Annotated in this window: 13 protein-coding genes and 2 pseudogenes; 5 read left to right on the plus strand and 10 right to left on the minus strand. The window is 59.7% G+C overall.

All coding sequences use genetic code 11. From position 1 onward, the window contains the following. Nucleotides 1–70 precede the first annotated feature (70 nt). On the plus strand, nucleotides 71–3232 hold the full coding sequence (locus AC0V6W_RS06150) for an ATP-binding protein (RefSeq protein ID WP_486148195.1): 3162 nt from the start codon (nucleotides 71–73) through the stop codon (nucleotides 3230–3232). A 511-nt stretch (nucleotides 3233–3743) separates the two neighbouring features. Here the strand turns inward: AC0V6W_RS06150 and AC0V6W_RS06155 are convergent. The 3 genes from AC0V6W_RS06155 to AC0V6W_RS06165 form a co-directional block, all read right to left on the minus strand. Further along, nucleotides 3744–7298 carry a TonB-dependent receptor gene (locus tag AC0V6W_RS06155; RefSeq protein ID WP_486148197.1) on the minus strand — a complete coding sequence of 1185 codons (3555 nt, stop codon included), beginning with the start codon at nucleotides 7296–7298 and terminating at the stop codon, nucleotides 3744–3746. 363 nt (nucleotides 7299–7661) lie between these two features. Next, complete coding sequence (locus AC0V6W_RS06160) at nucleotides 7662–8615, minus strand: isopenicillin N synthase family dioxygenase (RefSeq protein WP_486148199.1); 954 nt, start codon at nucleotides 8613–8615, stop codon at nucleotides 7662–7664. A gap of 41 nt (nucleotides 8616–8656) precedes the next feature. Further along, nucleotides 8657–9910 (minus strand): NupC/NupG family nucleoside CNT transporter, encoded by a 1254-nt coding sequence (locus AC0V6W_RS06165; protein ID WP_486151475.1) that lies wholly within the window; start codon nucleotides 9908–9910, stop codon nucleotides 8657–8659. Between the two features lie 164 nt (nucleotides 9911–10074). On the opposite strand from AC0V6W_RS06165, the gene AC0V6W_RS06170 reads away from it, so the two are divergent. Further along, nucleotides 10075–10866, plus strand: a complete 792-nt coding sequence (locus AC0V6W_RS06170) for a queuosine precursor transporter (RefSeq protein ID WP_486148201.1) — start codon at nucleotides 10075–10077, stop codon at nucleotides 10864–10866. Here the strand turns inward: AC0V6W_RS06170 and yihA are convergent. The 6 genes and pseudogenes from yihA to AC0V6W_RS06200 all read right to left on the minus strand — a co-directional run bounded on the left by yihA (nucleotide 10857) and on the right by AC0V6W_RS06200 (nucleotide 15919). Further along, nucleotides 10857–11537: a ribosome biogenesis GTP-binding protein YihA/YsxC gene (yihA, locus tag AC0V6W_RS06175; RefSeq protein WP_486148203.1), complete on the minus strand. Its 681-nt coding sequence runs from the start codon at nucleotides 11535–11537 to the stop codon at nucleotides 10857–10859. The genes AC0V6W_RS06170 and yihA overlap by 10 nt on opposite strands. Before the next feature lie 2 nt (nucleotides 11538–11539). Further along, complete coding sequence (yidC, locus tag AC0V6W_RS06180; RefSeq protein WP_486148205.1) at nucleotides 11540–13366, minus strand: membrane protein insertase YidC; 1827 nt, start codon at nucleotides 13364–13366, stop codon at nucleotides 11540–11542. Nucleotides 13367–13434: 68 nt separating this feature from the next. Further along, nucleotides 13435–13643: pseudogene (gene yidD, locus AC0V6W_RS06185) on the minus strand (membrane protein insertion efficiency factor YidD). Between the two features lie 31 nt (nucleotides 13644–13674). Continuing rightward, a pseudogene (gene rnpA, locus AC0V6W_RS06190) lies at nucleotides 13675–14040 on the minus strand (ribonuclease P protein component); the annotation flags it as partial. Nucleotides 14041–14597: 557 nt separating this feature from the next. Then, nucleotides 14598–14732 (minus strand): 50S ribosomal protein L34, encoded by a 135-nt coding sequence (rpmH, locus tag AC0V6W_RS06195; RefSeq protein WP_082701027.1) that lies wholly within the window; start codon nucleotides 14730–14732, stop codon nucleotides 14598–14600. Between the two features lie 194 nt (nucleotides 14733–14926). After that, on the minus strand, nucleotides 14927–15919 hold the full coding sequence (locus AC0V6W_RS06200) for an alpha/beta hydrolase (protein WP_486148207.1): 993 nt from the start codon (nucleotides 15917–15919) through the stop codon (nucleotides 14927–14929). Between the two features lie 249 nt (nucleotides 15920–16168). Here AC0V6W_RS06200 and AC0V6W_RS06205 point away from each other — a divergent pair, with 249 nt between their 5' ends. Beyond that, on the plus strand, nucleotides 16169–17665 hold the full coding sequence (locus AC0V6W_RS06205; protein WP_486148209.1) for a YifB family Mg chelatase-like AAA ATPase: 1497 nt from the start codon (nucleotides 16169–16171) through the stop codon (nucleotides 17663–17665). A gap of 67 nt (nucleotides 17666–17732) precedes the next feature. Continuing rightward, nucleotides 17733–18596, plus strand: a complete 864-nt coding sequence (locus tag AC0V6W_RS06210) for a hypothetical protein (RefSeq protein WP_486148211.1) — start codon at nucleotides 17733–17735, stop codon at nucleotides 18594–18596. 46 nt (nucleotides 18597–18642) lie between these two features. Here the strand turns inward: AC0V6W_RS06210 and recQ are convergent, their stop codons facing one another. After that, complete coding sequence (gene recQ / locus AC0V6W_RS06215) at nucleotides 18643–20439, minus strand: DNA helicase RecQ (protein WP_486148213.1); 1797 nt, start codon at nucleotides 20437–20439, stop codon at nucleotides 18643–18645. A gap of 240 nt (nucleotides 20440–20679) precedes the next feature. Between recQ and AC0V6W_RS06220 the strand changes: the two genes are divergently transcribed. After that, nucleotides 20680–21180 (plus strand): hypothetical protein, encoded by a 501-nt coding sequence (locus AC0V6W_RS06220; protein ID WP_486148215.1) that lies wholly within the window; start codon nucleotides 20680–20682, stop codon nucleotides 21178–21180. The last annotated feature ends 12 nt before the right edge of the window (nucleotides 21181–21192 follow it).

A 21192-nucleotide genomic window follows, 5' to 3' on the forward strand; every position in this document is an offset into this window, starting at 1 on the left:
CACTTGCGCCCGAAACCTAGCCGGACTGTCTATACAAAGGGATGCAAGTTTATCGATGGAGCGTAAAATCGTGCTAAGACACGATAAAGATACAGACCCTCTGGACCGCGATCTCGTGGTTGCAGATAGGCCGCCTTATGGCGGATATGCTGGCCCGGTCTATCAGGCCTCCCGGCACGGCGGATATGACACCGGGGCGAGATATGCGGGCGCTCCGGCTGGCAAAGGCGCGCTGATCGGCCTTGGCCTTCCCGATGCACGCAGCATCCTTATCGCGATTGTCTGCGCTTTCGTGAGTTTTGCGCTTGCATCAATTTCTTTAAGCGCGGCGCGCGTTGGCGATGGCTCTCTTGCCACGGTATGGCTTCCGGCCGCGGTTGCCGCTGCGTTCCTGCTGCGATTGCCGCTCAAGAACGAGCTGCCATTTTTTGCAGGCCTGTTTTCCGGTATCTATTGCGCCGATGTGATGGCCGGTTTCAGCTCCCTCTCATCGGCTGTTTTCGCATTGGCCAATGTTGCAGAGGCAGTGGTCGCTGTCAGTTTGATCCGGCGATTCTGCGGTCCCCATCCTGCCGTCACCAAAATCCGCGATCTTGGGATGATCTTGTGGTTCGGCGCATTGATAAGCCCGCTTGCATCCACTGCCATTGCCGCGGCCAGCATGGCGGTTGATCTGGGACTTACAGGCCCCGCGCTTATCAATCAGGCGATCAATTGGTATCTCGCCCATGGGCTGGGCATTGTTTTGCTGGTCCCGGCGATCCTGCTGCTGGGTGATCTGTGGCGGCGGCGGTTTGTGCTGGGCACTGCTGAATTGTTCGAGGCTTTGGCGCTCATCACCTTTGGCCTTGCAGCAAGCTATGCCGTCTTTGCCCAGAACGCCTATCCGCTGCTGTTTGTGATCCCGGTCATCACTTTGTTCCATGCCTTCAGAGTGGGCGCGCTTGGCACGGCCTTGTTCGTGGGCGCCCTGTCTGTTCTGGCATTTACCATGACGTCGATGGGGCTTGGCCCCATTTATGAGGCAAGCGGCTCACCGGCATTGCGCAATCATGTGCTTCAGGCATTTATCGCGGCCAATTTCCTCACCGGCCTGCCTGTTGCGGCGGCGCTTGCCGGGCGCAAACGCATGATTGACCAGCTGGAACACGGCAAACAGCAGCTTGATATTCTGGCAAACAATATCTCCGATGCGGTCTTGCATTACGATCTCGATGGCATTTGCACCTATGCCTCGCCATCGGTTCGCGGCGTGTTGGGGGAGGATCCCGCCCGCTTTCTCGGCGCGCGCTTTGCTGACAATATGCACGAGGATGCGCGCGATCGGATCGCCAAAGCGGAACGTCAATTGCTATCAGGCGTATCGCAGAACGAGCGCTTTACCTATCGCCGCTTCCTTGACAGCGAAGATGGCAGCCCTGTCTTTATCGAGGCGGAATGCGCGATTGTTCAGGGGCGCGGCGGTATAACCCGCGAAGGCATGGTGATTGCCGCGCGCGATGTAACCCAGCGGGTGGAACTGGAATTGCTGCTGACCCGTGCGCGCCGCCATGCTGAAAATGCGGCGCGGTCCAAATCAGAATTTCTCGCCAACATGAGCCACGAAATCCGCACGCCTATGAACGGCGTTCTGGGCTTTGCAGAATTGCTGCTGCAATCCGAGCTGGAAGAAGACCAGAGGCGTCAGGCGGAAATGATTGTCCAGTCGGGCCGCTCAATGATGATGCTGCTGAATGATGTGCTTGATCTGTCGCGGATCGAAGCGGGGCAGATCGCGATTGATAACGCGCCGGTGGATCTGGATGCCACAATCGCCGAATGCGCGGCCCTGCATCAGCCGGCTGCGCTTAAAAAAGGGCTGGAGATTGCGCTCGAATGGCCTGACGTTGCGGCCAATGATTGCGATGACACGCCCCGCGCGGTCATGCCGTGGGTGATGACCGATGCCTTGCGGCTGCGCCAGATTGTCCTCAACCTCATCGGCAATGCGATCAAATTCACCCAGTCGGGCACTATCACGATCAGCTGCCGCAGCGATGGCGATGAATTTTCGATCAGCGTTGCAGATACAGGGATCGGGATCAGCAACCAGCGGCTCGATATGATTTTCAATCCCTTTACCCAGGCCGAAGGGGACACCGCGCGCAGATTTGGCGGCACCGGGCTTGGCCTGTCGATCAGCCGCCAGCTGGCTGATTTGCTGGGCGGACGGATCGAAGTCACCAGCGAAGTGGATGTGGGATCATGCTTCACTCTGGTGCTGCCCGCCTCGCACGCGGAACCATCGGAAGAACCAAGCGAGCCTGAGCCGGAAACAGAGTATGACGTACTCGAAGAATTGCCGCATCACGCGCGCATCCTGCTTGCCGAAGATCACGATGTGAACCGCATGCTCGCGCGCGAAATGCTCGAACGCTGCGGCCAGACGGTTGCAGTGGCGCATGATGGCAATGAAGCCATATCCATGGTGATGGACAGCGTGATGCGCGGCTCTCCCTATGATCTGGTGCTGATGGATATGCAGATGCCGGGCTGCGATGGCTATGATGCGACGCGCGCTATCCGCGCAGAGGGGATAACGCCGGATCAATTGCCGATTGTCGCGCTGACGGCCAATGCCTTTCCCGAAGATGTTACCGCCGCACGCAAAGCGGGGATGCAGGCGCATCTGGCAAAACCGATGGTGTTTTCAGACCTCGCGCGGGTGCTGCAGCGGTGGCTGCCCACGCGCATTGTGGAACCCGGCGAAGAAAATGCAGAGAACATGGAATACGGCCCACCATCCAGGCCGCGCGACGAAGCAAGCAGCGGACCGGACAGATCCGAAGTGATCGATCTGCTCCATGCCTCGCGCGCGGAAAACCGGGCGAAATCCGCTGCTGCTGAGCAGTCTGCACGCAAGCATTCGCCCGCTTTGATCAAACGCTGGGTGGAACGCCGCGAGGAAGCGGTGGAGGCGGTTCGCGCAGCCCTCACGCATGACCACCTTAATGGAGAGCCAAGCGAAGCGCCCGCGCGCGAAGCTTTGGCAAAACTGATCCACAAACTGGCCGGAACCGCCGCGATGTTTGATGAGCCTGAACTGGGCGATCAGGCCTCGGCCTTGGAAAATGCGCTCAGGATGGAGCTTGATCCGAAAATTCAGGAAGCGCTGGCGTTTGAACTGCTGAGCCTCGCTGATGATGCGGCAGAGGATATGGCGCAGTCCAGCGCGGGCAGCGGGGCGCCCTAGGCTGGCCGGATGCTGCCTTGGTGGGTTGCAAGCGGGGCCGGTCGCAAACTGGGGCGGTGGCGTTCTTCGCCGGTGGCAAGCTCAGAGCGGCCAGCAGAGGGCATTCGAAGGGCCGCCGCCGGGGCTCGCGGGTTTAGACAAGCCGCCGCCCGCGCGTGCCTAGCAGCGCGCTTTACCGCCAATCGCTTTTGCAGGCCCTTTGCGCTGGCCTTTGACTGGATAGCTCCGCGCGCGGCCTCACCTACCCTCACAGCCAGACGGCTAGCATGCCGCATCACGGCCAAACACAACGCCCAATTGCGCATTGGCCCATTGCGCTTTGGCCCGTCGTGCCTTGGCCCATTTCGCCCCGGCCCATTACACACCGGCCCATTACACACCGCCCCATTTCGCACACCCAAAACAAAGCGGCTCCAAAACAGGACCGCCCAAAACAGAACCGCCCAAAACAAAAACGGCGAGGCCCGCTAAGGCCTCGCCGCTTGTGCTCGGTCAATCGAAACGCGCCGAATTAGAATTCGTAGCGAACGCCGATTTGAATGCGCCATGCCGATGGGTTGATCGCGATGAAGTTCTGATCATCGGGGTTGAAACCGCCGATTACATATCGACCCTGCGCATCAACATCATCAACAGTGATTGTGTCTCCAGGGTTGTCGGGATCATCAACAGTCAAGCCAAAGTCTGCAACGTCCACAAGACCATTGAAGCCGCCGCGCGAACGCAGAATGTTAGCACCATCATCGATGAAGTTCAGGAAGTTCGCAAAATCAGCGAACACTTCGAGCCGGTCATCGGCGATGCCGGTCAGGCTGCCAATGAAGGGAAGTTCCTGGCTGAAGCGCCAGTCCAGATCAATGTGCCAATCATTGCGGCACGTGTTGCGCCGGATTGTCTCGCCCGGAGTGAAATCACAACCTGATGCTGCAACGTAGTCGATCGTATCCTGGACCGCCGCTGCCTGGCCAGCCTGAAGAGCTGCGATTTGAGCGGCGCTGAAACCCTGTCCGCTAAAGTCAGTCAGATTGGCATCATTCACACCAGTCGGCACATAGAGCAGGGCGTTGTCATTGCCCGATGCGCTGTCAGCGAACACGCCTCCGCCATCGAATGTCAGGCTGTAAGGACGCCCTTCGCGTGCCCGGAAAAAGATGCCGAGGCTGGTGTCGTATCCGTCAAAGAATTGCTCCCGGAAATTGACCGCCGCTGTGAAGTTGTGGCGGGTTTCTGTGGTTGCAGTCGATACTGCGGGATCCTGACGATCAAACGCGGCGGTTGCATCGAACGATGATGTCGCGGTTGATGACTGGTTGTTGCGGGCATTGCTCGAATCGGTGAAGGCATAGCCGAACTGCACCCGTGTCGAACCGCCGCTGGTGATCAGACCGCTGTCGAACTGCTTGCTCAGCGCGATTGACACTGAGTGCGATTCTGCACGGCGGCCATTGGTCAGCTGGATGTTGTCATCGCGGCTGGTGTTAAAGCAATCCGCCGTCAGGCCCGTGTAAACAGGCGGCGTTCCGCCCGTGCCTTGCAGCACCGCGTTACACCCTGCAGCGGTCGCATCAACAGCCTGATAGATCGGACGACCATCGACGGTGAAGCCGCCATTGGTGCGAATGTCCGGTGCCTGGCTGAGATCGACAAAGTTCAGCGTGTTGTTGAAGCGCGAATAGATATAATCGAGCTGCAAGTCCCAGTCTGAGAAAAACCCGCTTTCCGCGCCGAATGTGGTTTGGAACGCCAGGCTGGCGCGCGTCACAGTCGGGATGTCGAAATCGGGATCGGTGGACTGAATGTCAGCGCCGCCTGCCCCTGCAATCGCAGCACCGGCATCAATCGCGCATTGCGGGAAGCCGATGAACTGGCCGTTCTGCACAACTTGCAATTGGCCGGTAACCGGATCAACCGGCACTGCGCCTGCGCATTCCGGGCTAAAGCTGCTGCCATTGGCAGAAGAGAAGCCATTGTTCGAAAACGCGTTTGAGAAATAGACCACCGGATCGCCGCCAGAAAAGACGCCGACGCCGCCTGTCAGACGGCTGTTTGAGAAGAAGCCGTCATTGTCGAATTCATAGGTCGCCGACAGACGCGGCAACACAACCGGGCCAAGCCGGCCGAACGAATTGGCATTGGTAAAGCCATACCGGTCGATAAAGGCCTGGTTCGCGCGCGGTGCATCGCCGTCATACAGCTGGACGCGGACACCGGCATTGACTGACAATTGATCGGTCGCTTGCCATTCATCCTGCGCGTAAACCGAATAGATCCGGCGGCTGAATGTGGCTGCTGCGTTGTTGATATCGCCATCAACGCCCGCTGCGATGGTGAAACCACCCAGCGCGCCGCCGGTGGACAAATCATCGCGGTTGCCAAACACGCTTGAGAAGAAGCCGGGCGCAACCAGACCTTGTTCAAACGCATCGAGATTTTCAAAGAAGATCGTGCCGGTCGCGTTGATTGCGAACAGGTTGAACACTTCCAGATCGTTGACCTCGGCGCCGAATTTCAGGAAGTGGCCGCCGCCTGCTTCGTAATTGACCTGGAACCGGGCCTGATCGATTTTCTGGTCGAGCTGGTTGGCCGAACGGAAAATGCCGGGGCCTGTTGCAAGCGCGCCGAATTGTCCGAGGCCATTGCCGTTGGCATCGGTTCCAAATACCGTGCTGCCTTCGTTATCCAGACCAACGACCAGACGCGGGGTCGGGTTGTCTGATTGCGCTTCGCCAAAGCCAAGCGGGCCTTGAACATCGCCAACTTCTGACCGGCTGACGCGCAGTTCGGTGGAAAGGCTGTCGCTCCACTGCGAATACAGACGCACCGAGTAATAATCGGAGATTGTACCCTCGTCCTCGAACGAGTTGATCCCGCCCAATTCGCCGCCGCCAAAGTCAGCTTCGATATTGGTTTCTTCAAGCCGCTGATAGGTTGCCTCAAGCCGGTGATCGTCAGAGATGATGGCATCGAGACGGCCGAAATAGCGCACATTGCCTTCGGGCAGAGTGGTCGGATAAGCACCGATGTCCTGGCCGTAAACGTCGCGCGCGATTTGCGCGAAACGATCAAGCTGAGCGGTGGTCGCGAAGTTGGCCTCGTTGGTGAAACCGCCGCCAAAGGGACCGAAATTGTTGCCCTGCGTAAGGTCAGCTTCTTCATAACCGAACGAGAAGAACAGGCGATCAGGGATGATCGGGCCATTCAATGTCACGCCCCAGCGCTTTTCTTCGCTGGCGTTCAGCGGTGCGCCGTCAATTTCGTTGGCGAACAGGCCATCATCGAAATAGGTGATGAAAGCCGAACCATGAAATTCGTTCGAACCCGCTTTGGTGACGGTGTTGATAAGACAGCCGGTGAATTCGGAATATTCCACGTCGAACGGAGCGAACTCAACCGAGATCTGCTCAATCACGTCAAATGGCAGCGGCAACGAGTTGCGCGCGGCAAAGGGCGTGCCGTTCAGGCCGAAGGTGTCGGACTGGACGATGCCGTCAACGGTGAAAGTGTTGGTCCGGTCATTGCCGCCAAGGCAGGAGATACGGTCAACATCGTTGTTCTGTTCAAGGCTGACACGCGGGTCGATGCGGATGATGTCGCGCACGTCGCGCGTGATCGAAGGGAAGGATTCCAGCGTTTGCGTATCAAACGCGGTACCCGGACCCACAGCAACCTGGCTGGCGCGGGCGCGCGCGCCGGTCACGATGATGGTGTTGCCTTCCGCGCTTTCGTTCAGCGTAAAAGTGTAGCCGACATTGCCCGAGATATTGGTGAAGACGTCTTCGATGGTCTGGCCTTCAAAACCCGGCGCAGTGACAGTGACGGTGTAAGGACCGCCCGGTTGCAACGACTGGATACGGAATGTGCCGTTGCTGCCGGTGCTCGATGTGCGCTCTGCCCCGGTGCGGGTGTCAGTGACGACGACGGATGCATCGGCAAGCGGATTGCCACTGGCGTCAGTGACTGACCCTTCGACGCCTGAAGTAATCTGCTGCGCTGCTGCGGGAGCAGCGATAGTGGCGGCGGCGGTGAGCGATACGACGCTGGCTGCCAGGAGGTACTTAATTTTCATGTATAGGCCCCTAAACACGATGGAGAGAGAGTGTGATGCAGCCCCCCTAGGAGCGCTCCGCTTCGGAAAAGCGACGGTTTTGTGACAAGTGTGTGACACTCGCCGGGGCGCGGATTGAGAGCGGGTCGCAATACCAATCCATCCACAGGCTAAGGCTTGGATTCCCGTGGGTTATTGGCCCTGTGTTGCAGCCGCGCCACGAAATAAGGATATTTGCGCAGGGGCTGATCTGGCAGCGATGGACCGTTGCCAACGGGCGGCGGGGCGAGAACAGACCGATTTTGCGCCGATTTTGATGCAGCCGCGGCCCTTCAGCTTGCTGGAGTCGCAAACTTATATCCGCCGCGATTCGCCCACGGGGGTTTAAGCCAGATTGATCTCGCGCAGGCGCTGCATCAGGAAATCGTGCGAACTGATCGCTTCAGGCGGTGTGTCCCAGCAGCCATCGCCGGTGCAATTGGGCAGCGGATCAATCCAGAAATCCGGACGGAAATGGAGGAAGAACGGCATCGAATAACGCGACCGCCGCGCCGCATCACCGCTGGGGTTCACCACCCGGTGCGTGGTCGATACCAGCCGGCCATTGGTCAGCCGTTCCAGCATATCGCCCACATTGATAACCAGCGCGCCTTCCTGCGCTTCTACCGCGTGCCAATCGCCCGATTTGGTGAGCAATTCGAGGCCCGCCTCTTCTGCGCCCAGCAGCAATGTGATCGTGTTGATATCGCCATGCGCTGCCGCTCTGATCGCGCCATCGGGCGCATCGGGGCCAAGCGGCGGGTAATGCAGCAGGCGCATCACCGAATTGCCGTCTTGAACCGTGGCGGCAAAGAAATCGCGCGGCAGATCCAGATGCAGCGCTATCGCTTCGAGAACGCGCGCGCCTGCAGCTTCAAAGGCAGCGTATAATTCGCGGAAAATCGCTTCGAACCCGTCAATCTCGTCTGGCCAGATATTGGGAGCCATAAATTCGGACAATTCGTGGCCATGGGGCAGGTCGCGCCCGACATGCCAAAACTCCTTCAGGTCAAATACGCTCGCATCCTTGGCCTTTTCGGTGCCGAACGGAGTGTATCCGCGCGCGCCGCCGCCGCCATCCAGCTTGTAACTGCGTTTGAGCTGGTCAGGCAGCGCGAAAAACTCTTTCGAGGCGGCCTCTGCTTTGGCGATCAGATCGGCAGGGATGCCGTGATCGCGAACCACGGCAAAACCGACATCGGCAAAGCTGCGGCCCAATTCATCGGCAATATCTTCGAGCGGACGGTTCAGCGAGACGCTGGCGATTTGCACAGAAGGGGTCTGGGAAGATGCAGTCATAAGTGTCTTTTAATAGAGAGGCTAACCTTCTGCAAATAGGTCTAAAACGGCAGGAATAAACTGGCCAGCGCCGCGCTCATCAAATTGGCAAGCGAACCTGCGGCCAAGGCTTTCAGCCCCAGCCGTGCAATGACCGGGCGCTGATTGGGCGCGAGCCCGCCTGTCACCGCCATCTGGATCGCGATGGAGGAGAAATTGGCAAAGCCGCACAGCGCAAAGGTGATGATATTGCGGCTGCGCTCCGTCAAACCTTCGACCGCGCCCAGTTCGATGAACGCCACAAATTCATTCAGCACAATTTTCGTCCCGAACAATCCGCCTGCGATCTGCGCCTGCTCCCAATCCGAAATGCCGATCAAGAACATGACAGGCGCAAAGACAAAGCCGAACATCTGCTGGAAGGAGATATCGGGATAGCCGAACCAGCCGCCGATCCCGCCCAAAATACCGTTTGCCAGCGCGACGAGCGCGACAAACACCATCACCATCGCGCCAACGGCCACAGCCAGTTTGACGCCGGTGGTGGTGCCTTGCGCGGCGGCCTCGATAATATTGGCGGGCTTTTCGCCTTCTTCGAAGGTTTCCGATACGGTCACGTCTTCAAGCTGTTTGTCATGAGCTGCGGCCTCGACCGGATCATCGGGCATGATGATTTTGGCCATCAGGATGCCGCCGGGCGCTGACATAAAGGCAGCCGCGAGCAGATAGGGCACGGCCTCATCACCCAGAAACGATGCGTATCCCGCCAGAATGGTGCCTGCCACGCCCGCCATGCCGACGCACATCAACGTGAACAGGCGCGAAGGCGGCAAGCTGGCGAGGTAAGGCCGCACGACCAGCGGGCTTTCCGATTGGCCGACAAAGATATTGGCTGCGCTGCCCAGTGCTTCGACTTTGCTGATGCCGGTGATCCAGCCAATCGCCCCGCCCAGCCAGCGCACCAGCCGCTGCATAATGCCCAGATAATAAAGGATCGACACCAATGCTGCAAAGAACACGATGACGGGCAGCGCCGCGATCAGGAATGTGTTGGCAAACGGGTTTGCGCCCATTGGGCCAAACAGCGTCTCTATCCCTTTCACGGAATAGCCAAGCAGCGCGATCACGCCGTCAGACAGGAATTTGATCACAAGCGCGCCAATATCGGTGCGCAGCACCAGCGCGGCCATCACAACCTGCAAGGCAAAGGCGGATGCGACAACGCGCAGATTTATATTGCGTTTGCCCGATGACAGCAGAAACGCGATGGCAAGGATCGCTGCGATCCCCGCGATAGAATTGAGATAGGGTAGAATGGCTGTGCTTCGCCGCCCGTGCGGGCCGCGCCCCCGATATTGTGTATCCCGAAGGCGCAGGGGTGGCATTTTGGGGCGATGCTGGCAAGCATATCGTCGTGCAAAGCGGGATGAAGTGTTGTTGGCCGCTTTCTTTTTCGCAAAGCTCTGCCTAACCTTGCGCGATGAACGAACCTTCTAACGTGCCTGCCAGCGGGCCATCCAGCGGCTCACCCAATGACCCCTCTGGCGGCACGACCGCCTTTGCCCCTTATGACAACACAGATGGCCCTGTGGTCCATGTGCCGGCGGGTCTGTTTGCCTTTTTAATCCTGTATGGCGGGATGACAGTGCTGGCAGGTGTGGTTGCCTTCAAACAGGTGCAATTGGTACCGAGCGAGCTGGCCGTGGAATCGGGCATTTTCCCGTTCCTGCTGCTGGTCGTTATCTCCAGCACAATCTCGCAATTGTATGGCCGCGCCATGGCGACCCGGCTGGTGTGGTGGGGATTTGTGCCGCTCGCCTTGTCAGCGGCGCTGATCTATCTGGTTTTGAGCCTGCCTGCCTCTGCTGAAATGCTCGAATTTCGCGCCGAAGATCTTGCCGCGTTTGAACGCGTGTTGGGCCAGACCCCGCGCATTTTGATGGCAGGTCCGGCGGCATACATCACGTCACTTTTGCTCAATATCTGGATATTTGACCGGCTGCGCGGCAGCGGGGATGCGACCACATTTGGCCTGATGATCCGGGGCGCGATTGCTTCTGCGCTCAGCCAGGCATTCGATTCGGTGATTTTCATCACGCTGGCGTTTTACGGCGAATTTGACATCACCAATCTGATGATCGGCCAAGTGCTCGCCAAAGTGACGCTGTCGATTGTGCTGGTGCCGTTCCTGATTACATTCGGCGTGCGGCTGGCGCGGTGGCTGGATGATCGCCAAGCCGCATCGCAGCAACGCGAAAGGGATCAGGGCTGATCGAACCACCCCTCGCCCAGGGCATCGGCTACCAGAGCGGCTCTTAACGCCTCGATGCCCATGCCTTTTTCCGCGCTGGTCAAATGGAGCTGCGGAAAAGCGGCGGGATGCGTTTTGGCTTCTTCTGCGACTTTGCCTGCGACCCGTTCCAGATCAGACGCTTTGATCTTGTCCGTCTTGGTCAGCACCACGCGGTAACCCACGGCGGCCTCATCAAGCATTTTCATCATCTCGCGGTCGACATCTTTAAGCCCGTGGCGGCTATCAACCAGAACCAGATTGCGCGCCAGAACCTGCCGCCCGCGCAGGTATGATCGCACCAGCTTCTTCCATTTATCAACGACCGATACCGGCGCCTTGGCAAAGCCGTATCCGGGCATATCGACCAGCCGGAACTGGGTGGGTTCGCCCACTTCGAAGAAATTGAGCTCCTGCGTACGGCCCGGCGTAACCGATGCGCGCGCGATAGCCTTGCGCCCGGTCAGCGCGTTCAAAAGAGAGGATTTGCCCACATTGCTGCGCCCGCAAAAGGCGATTTCGGGCACGGTGGGATCGGGCAGAAATTTAAGCTGCGGCGCGGACAGCAGGAAATCCACTCGCCCTGAAAACAGGCGCGAGGCACGCTTTTCGCGCAAAACCTGCGCGCGCTCTTCATCCGCCTCGCCCGTCATGCTTACGCCTTGCTGTCCGCTTCGTCGGCATCCGACTTTGCTTCAGGCTTTTCCTCAGACTGGGCCTCAGCCTTGGCCTTTTCAGCCTCGCGGGCTTTCTCCGCCTTCTCTTTTTCCGCCGCCGCTTTCAATTGCGGGTGCTTGGAATAAAGATAGGTTTGCTGCGCCAGCGTGAGGATGTTCGAGGTCACCCAGTAAAGCAGCAGGCCGGATGCGAATGTCGCCATAACGAACATCAAAATCCACGGCATGATGTTGAAAATCTGCTGCTGCATCGGGTCCATCGTCGATGGGTTCATCTTGAACGTCAGCCACATCGTCACGCCCAGCAGCACTGCCAAAACGCCAATGCCAAGGAAGCCGGTGACCTCAAACGGCAACAGGCCAAACAGGTTGAGCAAAGTCGCCGGATCAGGCGCGGTCAGATCGCGGATATACAGGAACGGTTCGTGCCGCATCTCAATCGAGAGGATCAGAACCTTGTAAAGCGCAAAGAAGATCGGGATCTGGATAATCAGCGGCAGACAGCCCGCCAGCGGATTGACCCCTTCATCCTTGTACAGCTTCATCACTTCTTGCTGCTGCTTTTGCTTGTCGTCCTTAAAGCGTTCCTGGATCGCTTTCATTTTGGGCTGCACGGCTTTCATCTGCGCCATGGAAGAAAATTGCTTTTGTGCAATCGGGAACAGCGCCCCGCGAATAATGAATGTGAGCGCGATGATCGCAAGGCCGAAATTGCCGATCAATCCGTGCAAAGTGGTGAGCAGCCACAGCAGGGGCTTTTCAAACCATTCAAACCAGCCCCAGCTGATTGCTTTGCCGAAATAGGTGATGCCGGTCTCTTCGTAGGCATCAAGGACCGAGCTTTCTTTCGCTCCGGCATAAAGCTGGGTGGATTGCTCAGCCGAACCGCCCGCTGGCACTGTCTCCGCCTCATATGTGACCCCTGCGAGGAACAGATTGTCACCCAGCGAACGGAAACCGTAACTCGCCACATCGCCTGCCCCCGGCACCACCGCGCCCAGCCAGTAATTGTCCGAATAGCCGAGCCAATTGGGCATTCCTTCGGGCTTCCAGCGGCCAAGCTCTGTCAGTTCTTCGTAAGTATGCGGGTCTTGCAATGTCCCGCCGAACACTCCGATCGGCCCAGCATGGGCGATAATCTGATCGGGCGTCGCGGTTGTGCTGGTGCGAGTGATATAGGCAGAAGGCTGCACAATCACCGCGCCCTCGCCTGCATTCTCAACCTTTTGCGTGGCCGAGATCATGAACTGATCGTCAATCTCATAACGGATCGACAAAACCGCGCCGCTGCCTGTGGTATGAGTAAGCGTAACGGGCGTTTCCGGTGTCAGCGTGTCGCCATCGGCCTGCCACAGCGTGTCGCTGGGCAAACGCTCACCTTCGACGATAAAGCCGAATTCAGCGAAATACTGCCCCTTGGTGCGCGCCGGGCTGAACAATTGGACGGGCGGCGCGTCTTTTTCGACTGTCTGGCGATAATCAATCAGCGTGATGTCATCAATCTGCGCGCCAACCAGATTGATTGAGCCTTCGACGCGCGGCGCTTTGATCTTTACGCGGGTGTCGCTGGTCAGCGCCGTTTGCAGATCCACCGGCCCTTTGGGCGCGCCAGCTGCATCCAGATCACCCCCCGGCAGATCACCGGCAGCCGTCGCATCGCCCGATTGCGCGGCACCGGCGTCTTCATCAACCACCGCAGCGGTCACCGATGCTTCGGGATAGAAGAAGCGCATGCCCAGATCCCAGCCCAAAATCAGCAGGCCGGAAAGCACGACGGCGAGGATAAGATTGCGTTGATTGTCCAAGATTGAGCCCGTTTATCTGTAGCGCGTGAGTGTATTATATAGGTATGACAGCTGCCATTCCCAACCCTTTATGGAACCGGATCATGCCCGCTTCCCCCCAAGGGTGACAGCGCCCTATACGCTTTGCAGCCAGCCATCCACCCTTGATCGCGCCATGTTTCTGCAAAGCCTGAATGGCGTATTCGCTGCAAGAGGGGGCAAAGCGGCACGTTGGCGGGATAATCCGCGATGGGCCAAGCTGCCAGCCGCGCGCAATCCAGATAAGAATGTGCTTCATGTGTCGGTCTTTTTGGGGCGCGATTGCCATGCCGGGGTCGGCGTGGCCGGCTTCGGGGACCATCCCCCTTACCCTCACCAGCGCGCACCAATGCGGCGGCCAGTTCATCGGCCAGCTTCGCAAAATCGCGCTCCACCCCGCCAGCCCGGCCAATCAGGACATGATCGTGGCCCGCCAGCCCCTTATCCGGCAAAGCATCGCGCAAAAGCTCGCGAAAGCGCCGCTTCATCCGGTTGCGCACAACCGCATTGCCGATCTTCTTGGTAACCGTGATACCGTAGCGCACCCCCGCCCCGCCATTGCGCCGGGTCAGCAGCACAAAGCCAGGCCGCGCATTGCGCAGGCCCTTATTGGCAGCAAGAAAATCAGCGCGTTTGGTAAGAACAACGGGTGTCATGGCGAACAGGTAGCGCAAGAATGCGGTGATAAGGGAGTCATTAGTTTGGCGAAGGCGCATCCGGGCGTTTGTTTGTTTGAGTCCCTCAAGCGCCGGGCGCGGGCCATCCGGCCCGCTTGGCTACGCGGCATAAGCCGCGACGGGCGGTCGCCCTTGCGGGCCTGCGGCCCGAACCATTCCAAGCCAACGATAAGAGCGCCAAGAACATTGGTGTTTTTGTTTTGCGAAGGCGCATCCGGGCGTTTGTTTGTTTGGCCCCTCAAGCGCCGGGCGCGGGCCATCCGGCCCGCTTGGCTACGCGGCATAAGCCGCGACGGGCGGTCGCCCTTGCGGGCCTGTGGCCCGAACCATTCCAAGCCAACGATAAGAGCGCCAAGAACATTAGTGCTAGCGATTGGCCCGGGTGGCGGAGCACGGCGCGTAGCGCCGCAAGGGCGACCGCCCGCCCGCAGCGGGTGCAGCTTGCTGCACGTCTAGCGAGGACGCGCGCCCGGATGGGCGTGCGGAAAACGAAAGATTCACCGAGGACGAAAGCGCGGATGCGCTTTCGAAAAAAGTTACGCCGTCAGTTTTTTACGGCCGCGGCGGCGGCGGGCGCGCAGCAATTTACGGCCACCCACTGTGGCTTTGCGTGCGAAGAAACCGTGGCGACGTTTGCGCACGAGATTGCTTGGCTGGAATGTCCGCTTCATTTCGTCCTCGAATATCTGGTTCGATACCGTCACCTTGCACACGGGTGCAAAAGGGCAAGTACCGGGAAAAACGACCGCGCAGCAGGCCTGCCAAAACGATCAAATCAGGTGCGCGCGGTTATGGGATGGTTGGGGCAGAGTCAAGCAATAGGTGAAGCAGGAGCGCGTGCATTCCCCCCGCATATGCGCGCTTTTCAAAGCGGGCGTGCCGCCGCGATGTGAGCGGTGAACAAGTGTTCGTAGCTGATAACAGGCGCAGAGACAGCCACGAATACAGGCGCGGCGGCGTTCTTGGCCCCGGCTTTCTGGACTTCAGATTTCTGGACCTCAACCTTTTGCGCAACGCTTTGATCCCAGGCACTGCCTGTGTTCCGGCGTTCCTTCACCCAAGCGCGCATTTCATCGCCATTCAGCCATAAAGCGCTGTTATGCGGCACCGAATTGGTCATCGCGTAAAAATCGCGCGCGCGCCGTTCGCTCATGCCCATTTCGACATAATAATCGAGATAAAGGCGGTTTTCCGGCGCGTTGGGAGCGAAATCATCAGGCTCGCGCCCATAGGCATCGCGCCAGGAATGGACCGCAAATTCGGCCCTGTCGTCAATTTTGCGGGTTGCACCTGCAAGGAACAATTCCACCGCGCCAGACCGCACCGATCCGCCAGCGGGCACATGGGTGGAAATTCCGGCGGCTCTGATCCGGCGGCCCAGCGCCAGATTGGCCAGATCATGGCTGGTGCCCGGTGCCTCGATCAGCTCAAGCACTTTGAGATCGGGAAAATCGCGCAGCATGGCATCAAAATGCGCAGGCGCGGCGGCATCGGTTGATCCCATCATTGCTGCGCGGGTGTTATCGAGAACCTGAAACGGGCCATATTGCGCAGCAATCTGCGGAGCCCGGCGCGGCGTAACTGGCGCGCTGTAACGGGCCGCATCGCGCAGAACGGTGGTGGTCTGCGTGGTGATAACACCGCCGATAATCTCGGTTGTGGTGGTGGTGATGGTGGATTGCGGCGCGCTTGCCGACAGCAAGCTGCGCGGATCGGCATCTTCCACCCGCACCCAGCTTTGCGTGGCCGCGTCCCATTCTTCGACCCAGCGTTCGGAATGCAGCGTGCGCGCGCCGGCCCGATTTTCACTGGCCTGAATTGCGCTGTCATGAACTGCGTCGTTTTGGGCCGAAGCCAAAGAAGACGGCAGCATGATCGCAAGACATAGAAAAAGGCGAGTGAGCGTTTTCATCAAGGGGACAATGCCCCCGCGCCCTTTTAAGAAGAGCGAAGTTTTATGCTTGCGAATGTATTACGGCATTGTGCCTAATGAGGCGTTTACGATTGCTCAATTAACCGCCGCCGCCTTTCAATAACATGATGTTAATCGCGCGATTTGCGCGGGCGCGGCTACACGGGACGGAAACGGATAAGGGGGCAAAGCCACGTGGTAGCGCTGGTGGAAACGGTTGCGTATCTGGGCCTTGAGGCGCGCCGGGTCGAAGTGCAATGCCAGGTTGCGCCCGGAATGCCGCGATTTTCCATCGTCGGCCTGCCCGATAAAGCGGTGAGCGAAAGCCGCGAGCGCGTGCAGGCAGCGCTGGCGGCGATGGGGCTGGCGCTGCCGCCCAAACGGATCACGGTCAATCTGTCGCCTGCCGATCTGCCCAAGGATGGATCGCATTATGATCTGCCGATTGCGCTGGCTTTGCTGGGCGCGATGGGGATCACCGATGCGGAGCAATTGGGCGATTGGATCGCGGTGGGCGAATTGGCGCTGGATGGCAGAGTGGTCGCATCCCCCGGCGTTTTGATCGCTGCGCTGCATGCAAGCGAGGCGGATAAGGGGCTGATTTGCCCGCTGGATCAGGGATCAGAAGCAAAGTGGGCAAGCGGCGTGCCCGTGCTGGCGCCGCGCGATCTGTCCGGCTTGCTCGCGCATCTGAAAGGCGACAGCGTGCTTGCCGAGCCAGAACGCGGCGCGGTAAAAGATGGCCCGCCTGCGGCCGATCTGAAACAGGTCAAGGGGCAGGAAAGCGCCAAAAGAGCCCTGGAAATAGCAGCAGCAGGCGGGCACAATCTGCTGATGATGGGGCCGCCGGGATCGGGCAAAAGCCTGCTCGCATCCTGCCTTGCCGGGATCCTGCCCGAGCTTACCCCGACAGAAGCGCTGGAAGTGTCGATGGTGCAATCGGTGGCGGGCACGCTGGAAGCGGGCACGATCAGCCGCGCGCGCCCGTTTCGCGCGCCGCACCATTCAGCCAGCATGGCGGCGCTGACAGGGGGCGGGTTGAAAGTACGCCCCGGCGAAGTGAGCCTTGCGCATCTTGGCGTGCTGTTTCTTGATGAACTTCCCGAATTCCAGCGCCCCGTGCTCGATTCGCTGAGGCAACCGCTGGAGACGGGCCAGGTCGATGTGGCGCGCGCCAATGCGCATGTGACGTTTCCCGCACGTGTCCAATTGATCGCCGCGATGAACCCGTGCCGCTGCGGCCATGCGGGCGAAGCGGCCAATATCTGCGCGCGCCATCCGCGCTGTGTGGGCGAATATCAGGGGCGATTGTCTGGCCCGCTGCTCGACCGGATCGATTGCCATGTCGAAGTGGCAGCCGTCAGCGCCATGGACCTTGCCATGCCGCCCCCGGCAGAAGGCAGCGCGGACGTTGCGCGCCGGGTTGCAGCTGCGCGGGCGCTGGCTACGGCGCGCGGGGTGCGCTCCAATGCGGAACTGGAAGGCGATGCGCTCGAAACCCATGCCGCCCCCGATGAGGAAGGGCGCGCTTTGCTGATGCGCGCGGCGGAAAAGCTGCGCCTGTCCGCACGCAGCTACACCCGCATGCTGCGCGTGGCGCGCACGATTGCCGATCTTGCAGGGGCAGACCAGATCGCCCGCGAGCACATTGCCGAGGCGCTGAGTTACCGGCAGCGCGCCGCTGTTCGGTAACACTGCCCGGCAAACCGCCGCATATCCGCTGCCATTTCCTGCGCGCATGGTCTAAGCCCGCGCCGCCATGCCTGCGTCTTCTTCACCCGCGTCCTCTTCACCCATTCCCTTGCCGGGCCAGGCGTCCTCATCAAGCCCCGCATCCCGCGACGCGCGCCCAGACACGCTCAAAAAGCGCGTCATCGGCATCACCGCCACGATCATCGCCGAAGTGCTGGTGATTGCGCTGCTGTTCACGCTCAGCTGGAATTTGGCAGGCGGCGAGGAGGAAAGCGCCAAGGTCACCACCATTGCGGCCAGCAATATCTCCAGCGAGACACCCGAAGAGGCTGCCGAGCCTGAGCAAGCCGCGCAGCCCGAAGAGCAATCAGTCCAGCAGCCCCAAAACCAACCGCGACCGCAACCTGAGCCGCAACCCAATCCGCTCCCGCTATTGCCCCTTCCCCGGCCAACACCCACGCCGGCACAAGCAGCGCCCCCACCGCCGCGCGCCCAGCCGTCTCCACCCTCGCCGCCCCCTGCGCCAAAACCTGCGCGAAAACCTGCTCAGGGCCCGCCCGCGCGCACTTATGGCCCGCCCAATACCGGCGGCTCCAGCGCCAATGACAGCCGCCGCGTTGGCACTGCGCCCAATGGCGAACCGCTTTATGCCGCGCGCTGGTACCGCGAGCCCACACGCCAGGAACTCGCAGGCTATCTCTCCACCGCCACCGGCCCTGCGACCGCGCTGATCGTGTGCAGGACCGTGCCCGATTTCTATGTTGAGGATTGCCAATTGCTCGGCGAAAGCCCGCGCGGTTCGCAAATCGGTCGCGCAGTGCTGGCCGCTGCATGGCAATTTCGCGTGCGCCCGGCGGTTGTGGGCGGGCGCAGCCAAGTGGGATCATGGGTGCGGATCAAGATCGACTACACCCGCGCGGTTTCTCGTTAAGAGGCGCTCGTTAAGAGGCTCTCGCCAAGCCCTAAACAGCGCCGCCCTAGACAGCCTGAGCGGCAAAATCGCGTACCACTTCGACGAACGCCCCGCCCCAATTGTCGAGCTTTTTCGCGCCCACACCGGAGATTTGCCCCATCTCGCGCAAAGTCTCTGGCCTGCTCGCCGCCATATCGCGCAGCACGCTGTCGTGAAAAATCACATAAGCGGGCACATTGTGTTCCTGCGCGAGGGATTTGCGCCGTTCGCGCAAGGCATCAAACAGCGGATCGCCCACCGGATTGGCGGTGTTTTCTCCGCGCGCGCCTCTGCTCTTGCGCTTTTTCTTGGGCGGCTCTGCGATCAAGACGGGCCGCTCGCCTTTCAGAACATCGCGCGCATCCCCGCCCAGCGCCATGCCGCCATGCTCGGTTGGCACCAGCATTTCATGCGCCATCAGCGCGCGCATAACCGGGCGCAGCATCGGCGCATCCTCCCCGCTCAGAATGCCGAACACCGACAAAGCATGATGCCCGCGCTGCATCACTTTTTCATCATCGCGGCCCAGCAGAACCTTTTCGACATGGCCGATCCCGAAACTCTGCCCGGTCCGGTAAACCGCCGAGAGCAGCTTTTGCGCAATCTCGCTCACATCCAGAACGCGCGGCGGATCAAGGCAATTGTCGCAATTGCCGCAAGTCTCACCGGGCTGCTCGCCGAAATGTTTGAGCAAAATGGCCCGGCGGCAGCTGGCTGCTTCCACCAATCCCGCCAGCGCATTCAACCGCGCGCGTTCAGCAGGCAGGCGCGCTTCCTCGATATCGGCCAGCCATTGGCGCGCGCGCGAAAAATCGCTCGCTCCCCAAAATAACTGCGCGATTGCCGGGTCGCCATCGCGGCCCGCGCGGCCCGTTTCCTGATAATAAGCCTCGATGGATTTGGGCAGCCCTGCATGAACGACAAAGCGCACATCGGGTTTATCAATCCCCATCCCAAAGGCGATGGTGGCGGCCATCACCATATCTTCAGAGCGCACAAATTCCGCCTGCACGCGCGCGCGTTCCTCTGGCGGCAGGCCTGCATGATAAGCGCCCGTTGGCCGCCCTGTTGCCGCCAGTTTCGCGGCCAAATCCTCAGCCGCTTTGCGGCTGTGCGTATAGACAATGCCTGCACCCGGCGTGCGGCTGACGAAATCGGCGATTTGGCGCGCGGTGTTTTCGCGCGCGGCAATGCGGTACGTGATATTAGGCCGGTCAAATCCGGCCACCACCATACCTTCATCAGGAATGCCCAATTGTTTGAGGATATCCGCGCGCGTCACTTCATCCGCTGTCGCTGTCAGCGCAAGGCGCGGGACGGTTTCAAACGCATCAAGCACCGGGCGAAGACCGCGGTAATCGGGGCGAAAATCATGCCCCCATTCCGATACGCAATGCGCTTCATCAATGGCGAACAGGCTGATGGGAACCTCGCCCAAAAGCGAACGGAACGAAGGCGTCGTCGCGCGTTCGGGCGCGACATATAACAGATCAAGCTCGCCGCTGCGCAGCCGGTCCAGCGTTTCAGCGCGGTTGTTATCTGCCGAAGTGAGCGATGCGGCGCGAATGCCCACCGCGCGCGCCGCGCGAATTTGATCGTGCATCAGCGCAATCAGCGGGGAGACCACAATGGCCGTGCCCGGCAGCGCGAGCGCGGGGATTTGATAGCACAAGGATTTGCCCGCCCCTGTCGGCATCAGCGCCAAAGTGGGCGCGCCCGCCACGATCCGCGCAATCACCGCCTCTTGCTGGCCGCGAAATCCGGGAAACCCGAATGAATCGCGCAGGATTTCGTGAATTGAAGGAAGAGTGCCTGCATCCATCGCGCAAGCCTATCCGATCCGCCCCGCCATTACAGCCGGGCGATGCGATGAAAAGCGAGTTATCCCGCCGCTTTTTTTGGGAGGGGTCGTCATTTTGAGGGAGGCAGGCGCATGGCGGGCACCGGGCGGGCACCGGGCGGGCGCGGGGCGTATCAGGCGCATTGGCCAAACAGCGCATTGACTTGACCAATGCGCCTGATCACAACCGAATTTACATTTTTGTAAACGTGGGGCGGGGCGATGAAATTTCTATTTTTGGCCGTATGTGCGGCTTTGCTTGCGGGAATATCTCAGGAAGCATCGGCATCAACACGGCTCAAATTCTGCAACGAGACGGGTTCTTCCATCTGGATTGCCGGGGCCGAACAGCAACCGCCAGAATTCCCCAAACCCGGGCAGGACAAAAACTGGCGATTGGTCGGGTGGATGAAACTGGACACTGGCGATTGTTCCGGCACGCACTTTCTAGTGTCGACTGGCTGGGATTTCTGGGTGTCTGTTTCAACCATGCGCAATGGGAAACTGGTCGCCAAGAATTACAATCGATCTGATTTTATCAAGCGCAAAGACCCGTTGAAGAAAATGTGCTTGAGCCCTTCGACACGCCGGTTCAACTGGTTGATGACCACAACTGAATTGCAGACATGCCGAAAGGGCGACCAGATGGTAGCGACATCGTTTGGAATTGTCGGAGGCGGTTCACTGTTTAAAACGCAGGATGCGACAATAACGCTGGAATAGGCATCACGCCGG

Source organism: Erythrobacter sp. JB1-7 (assembly GCF_057365015.1).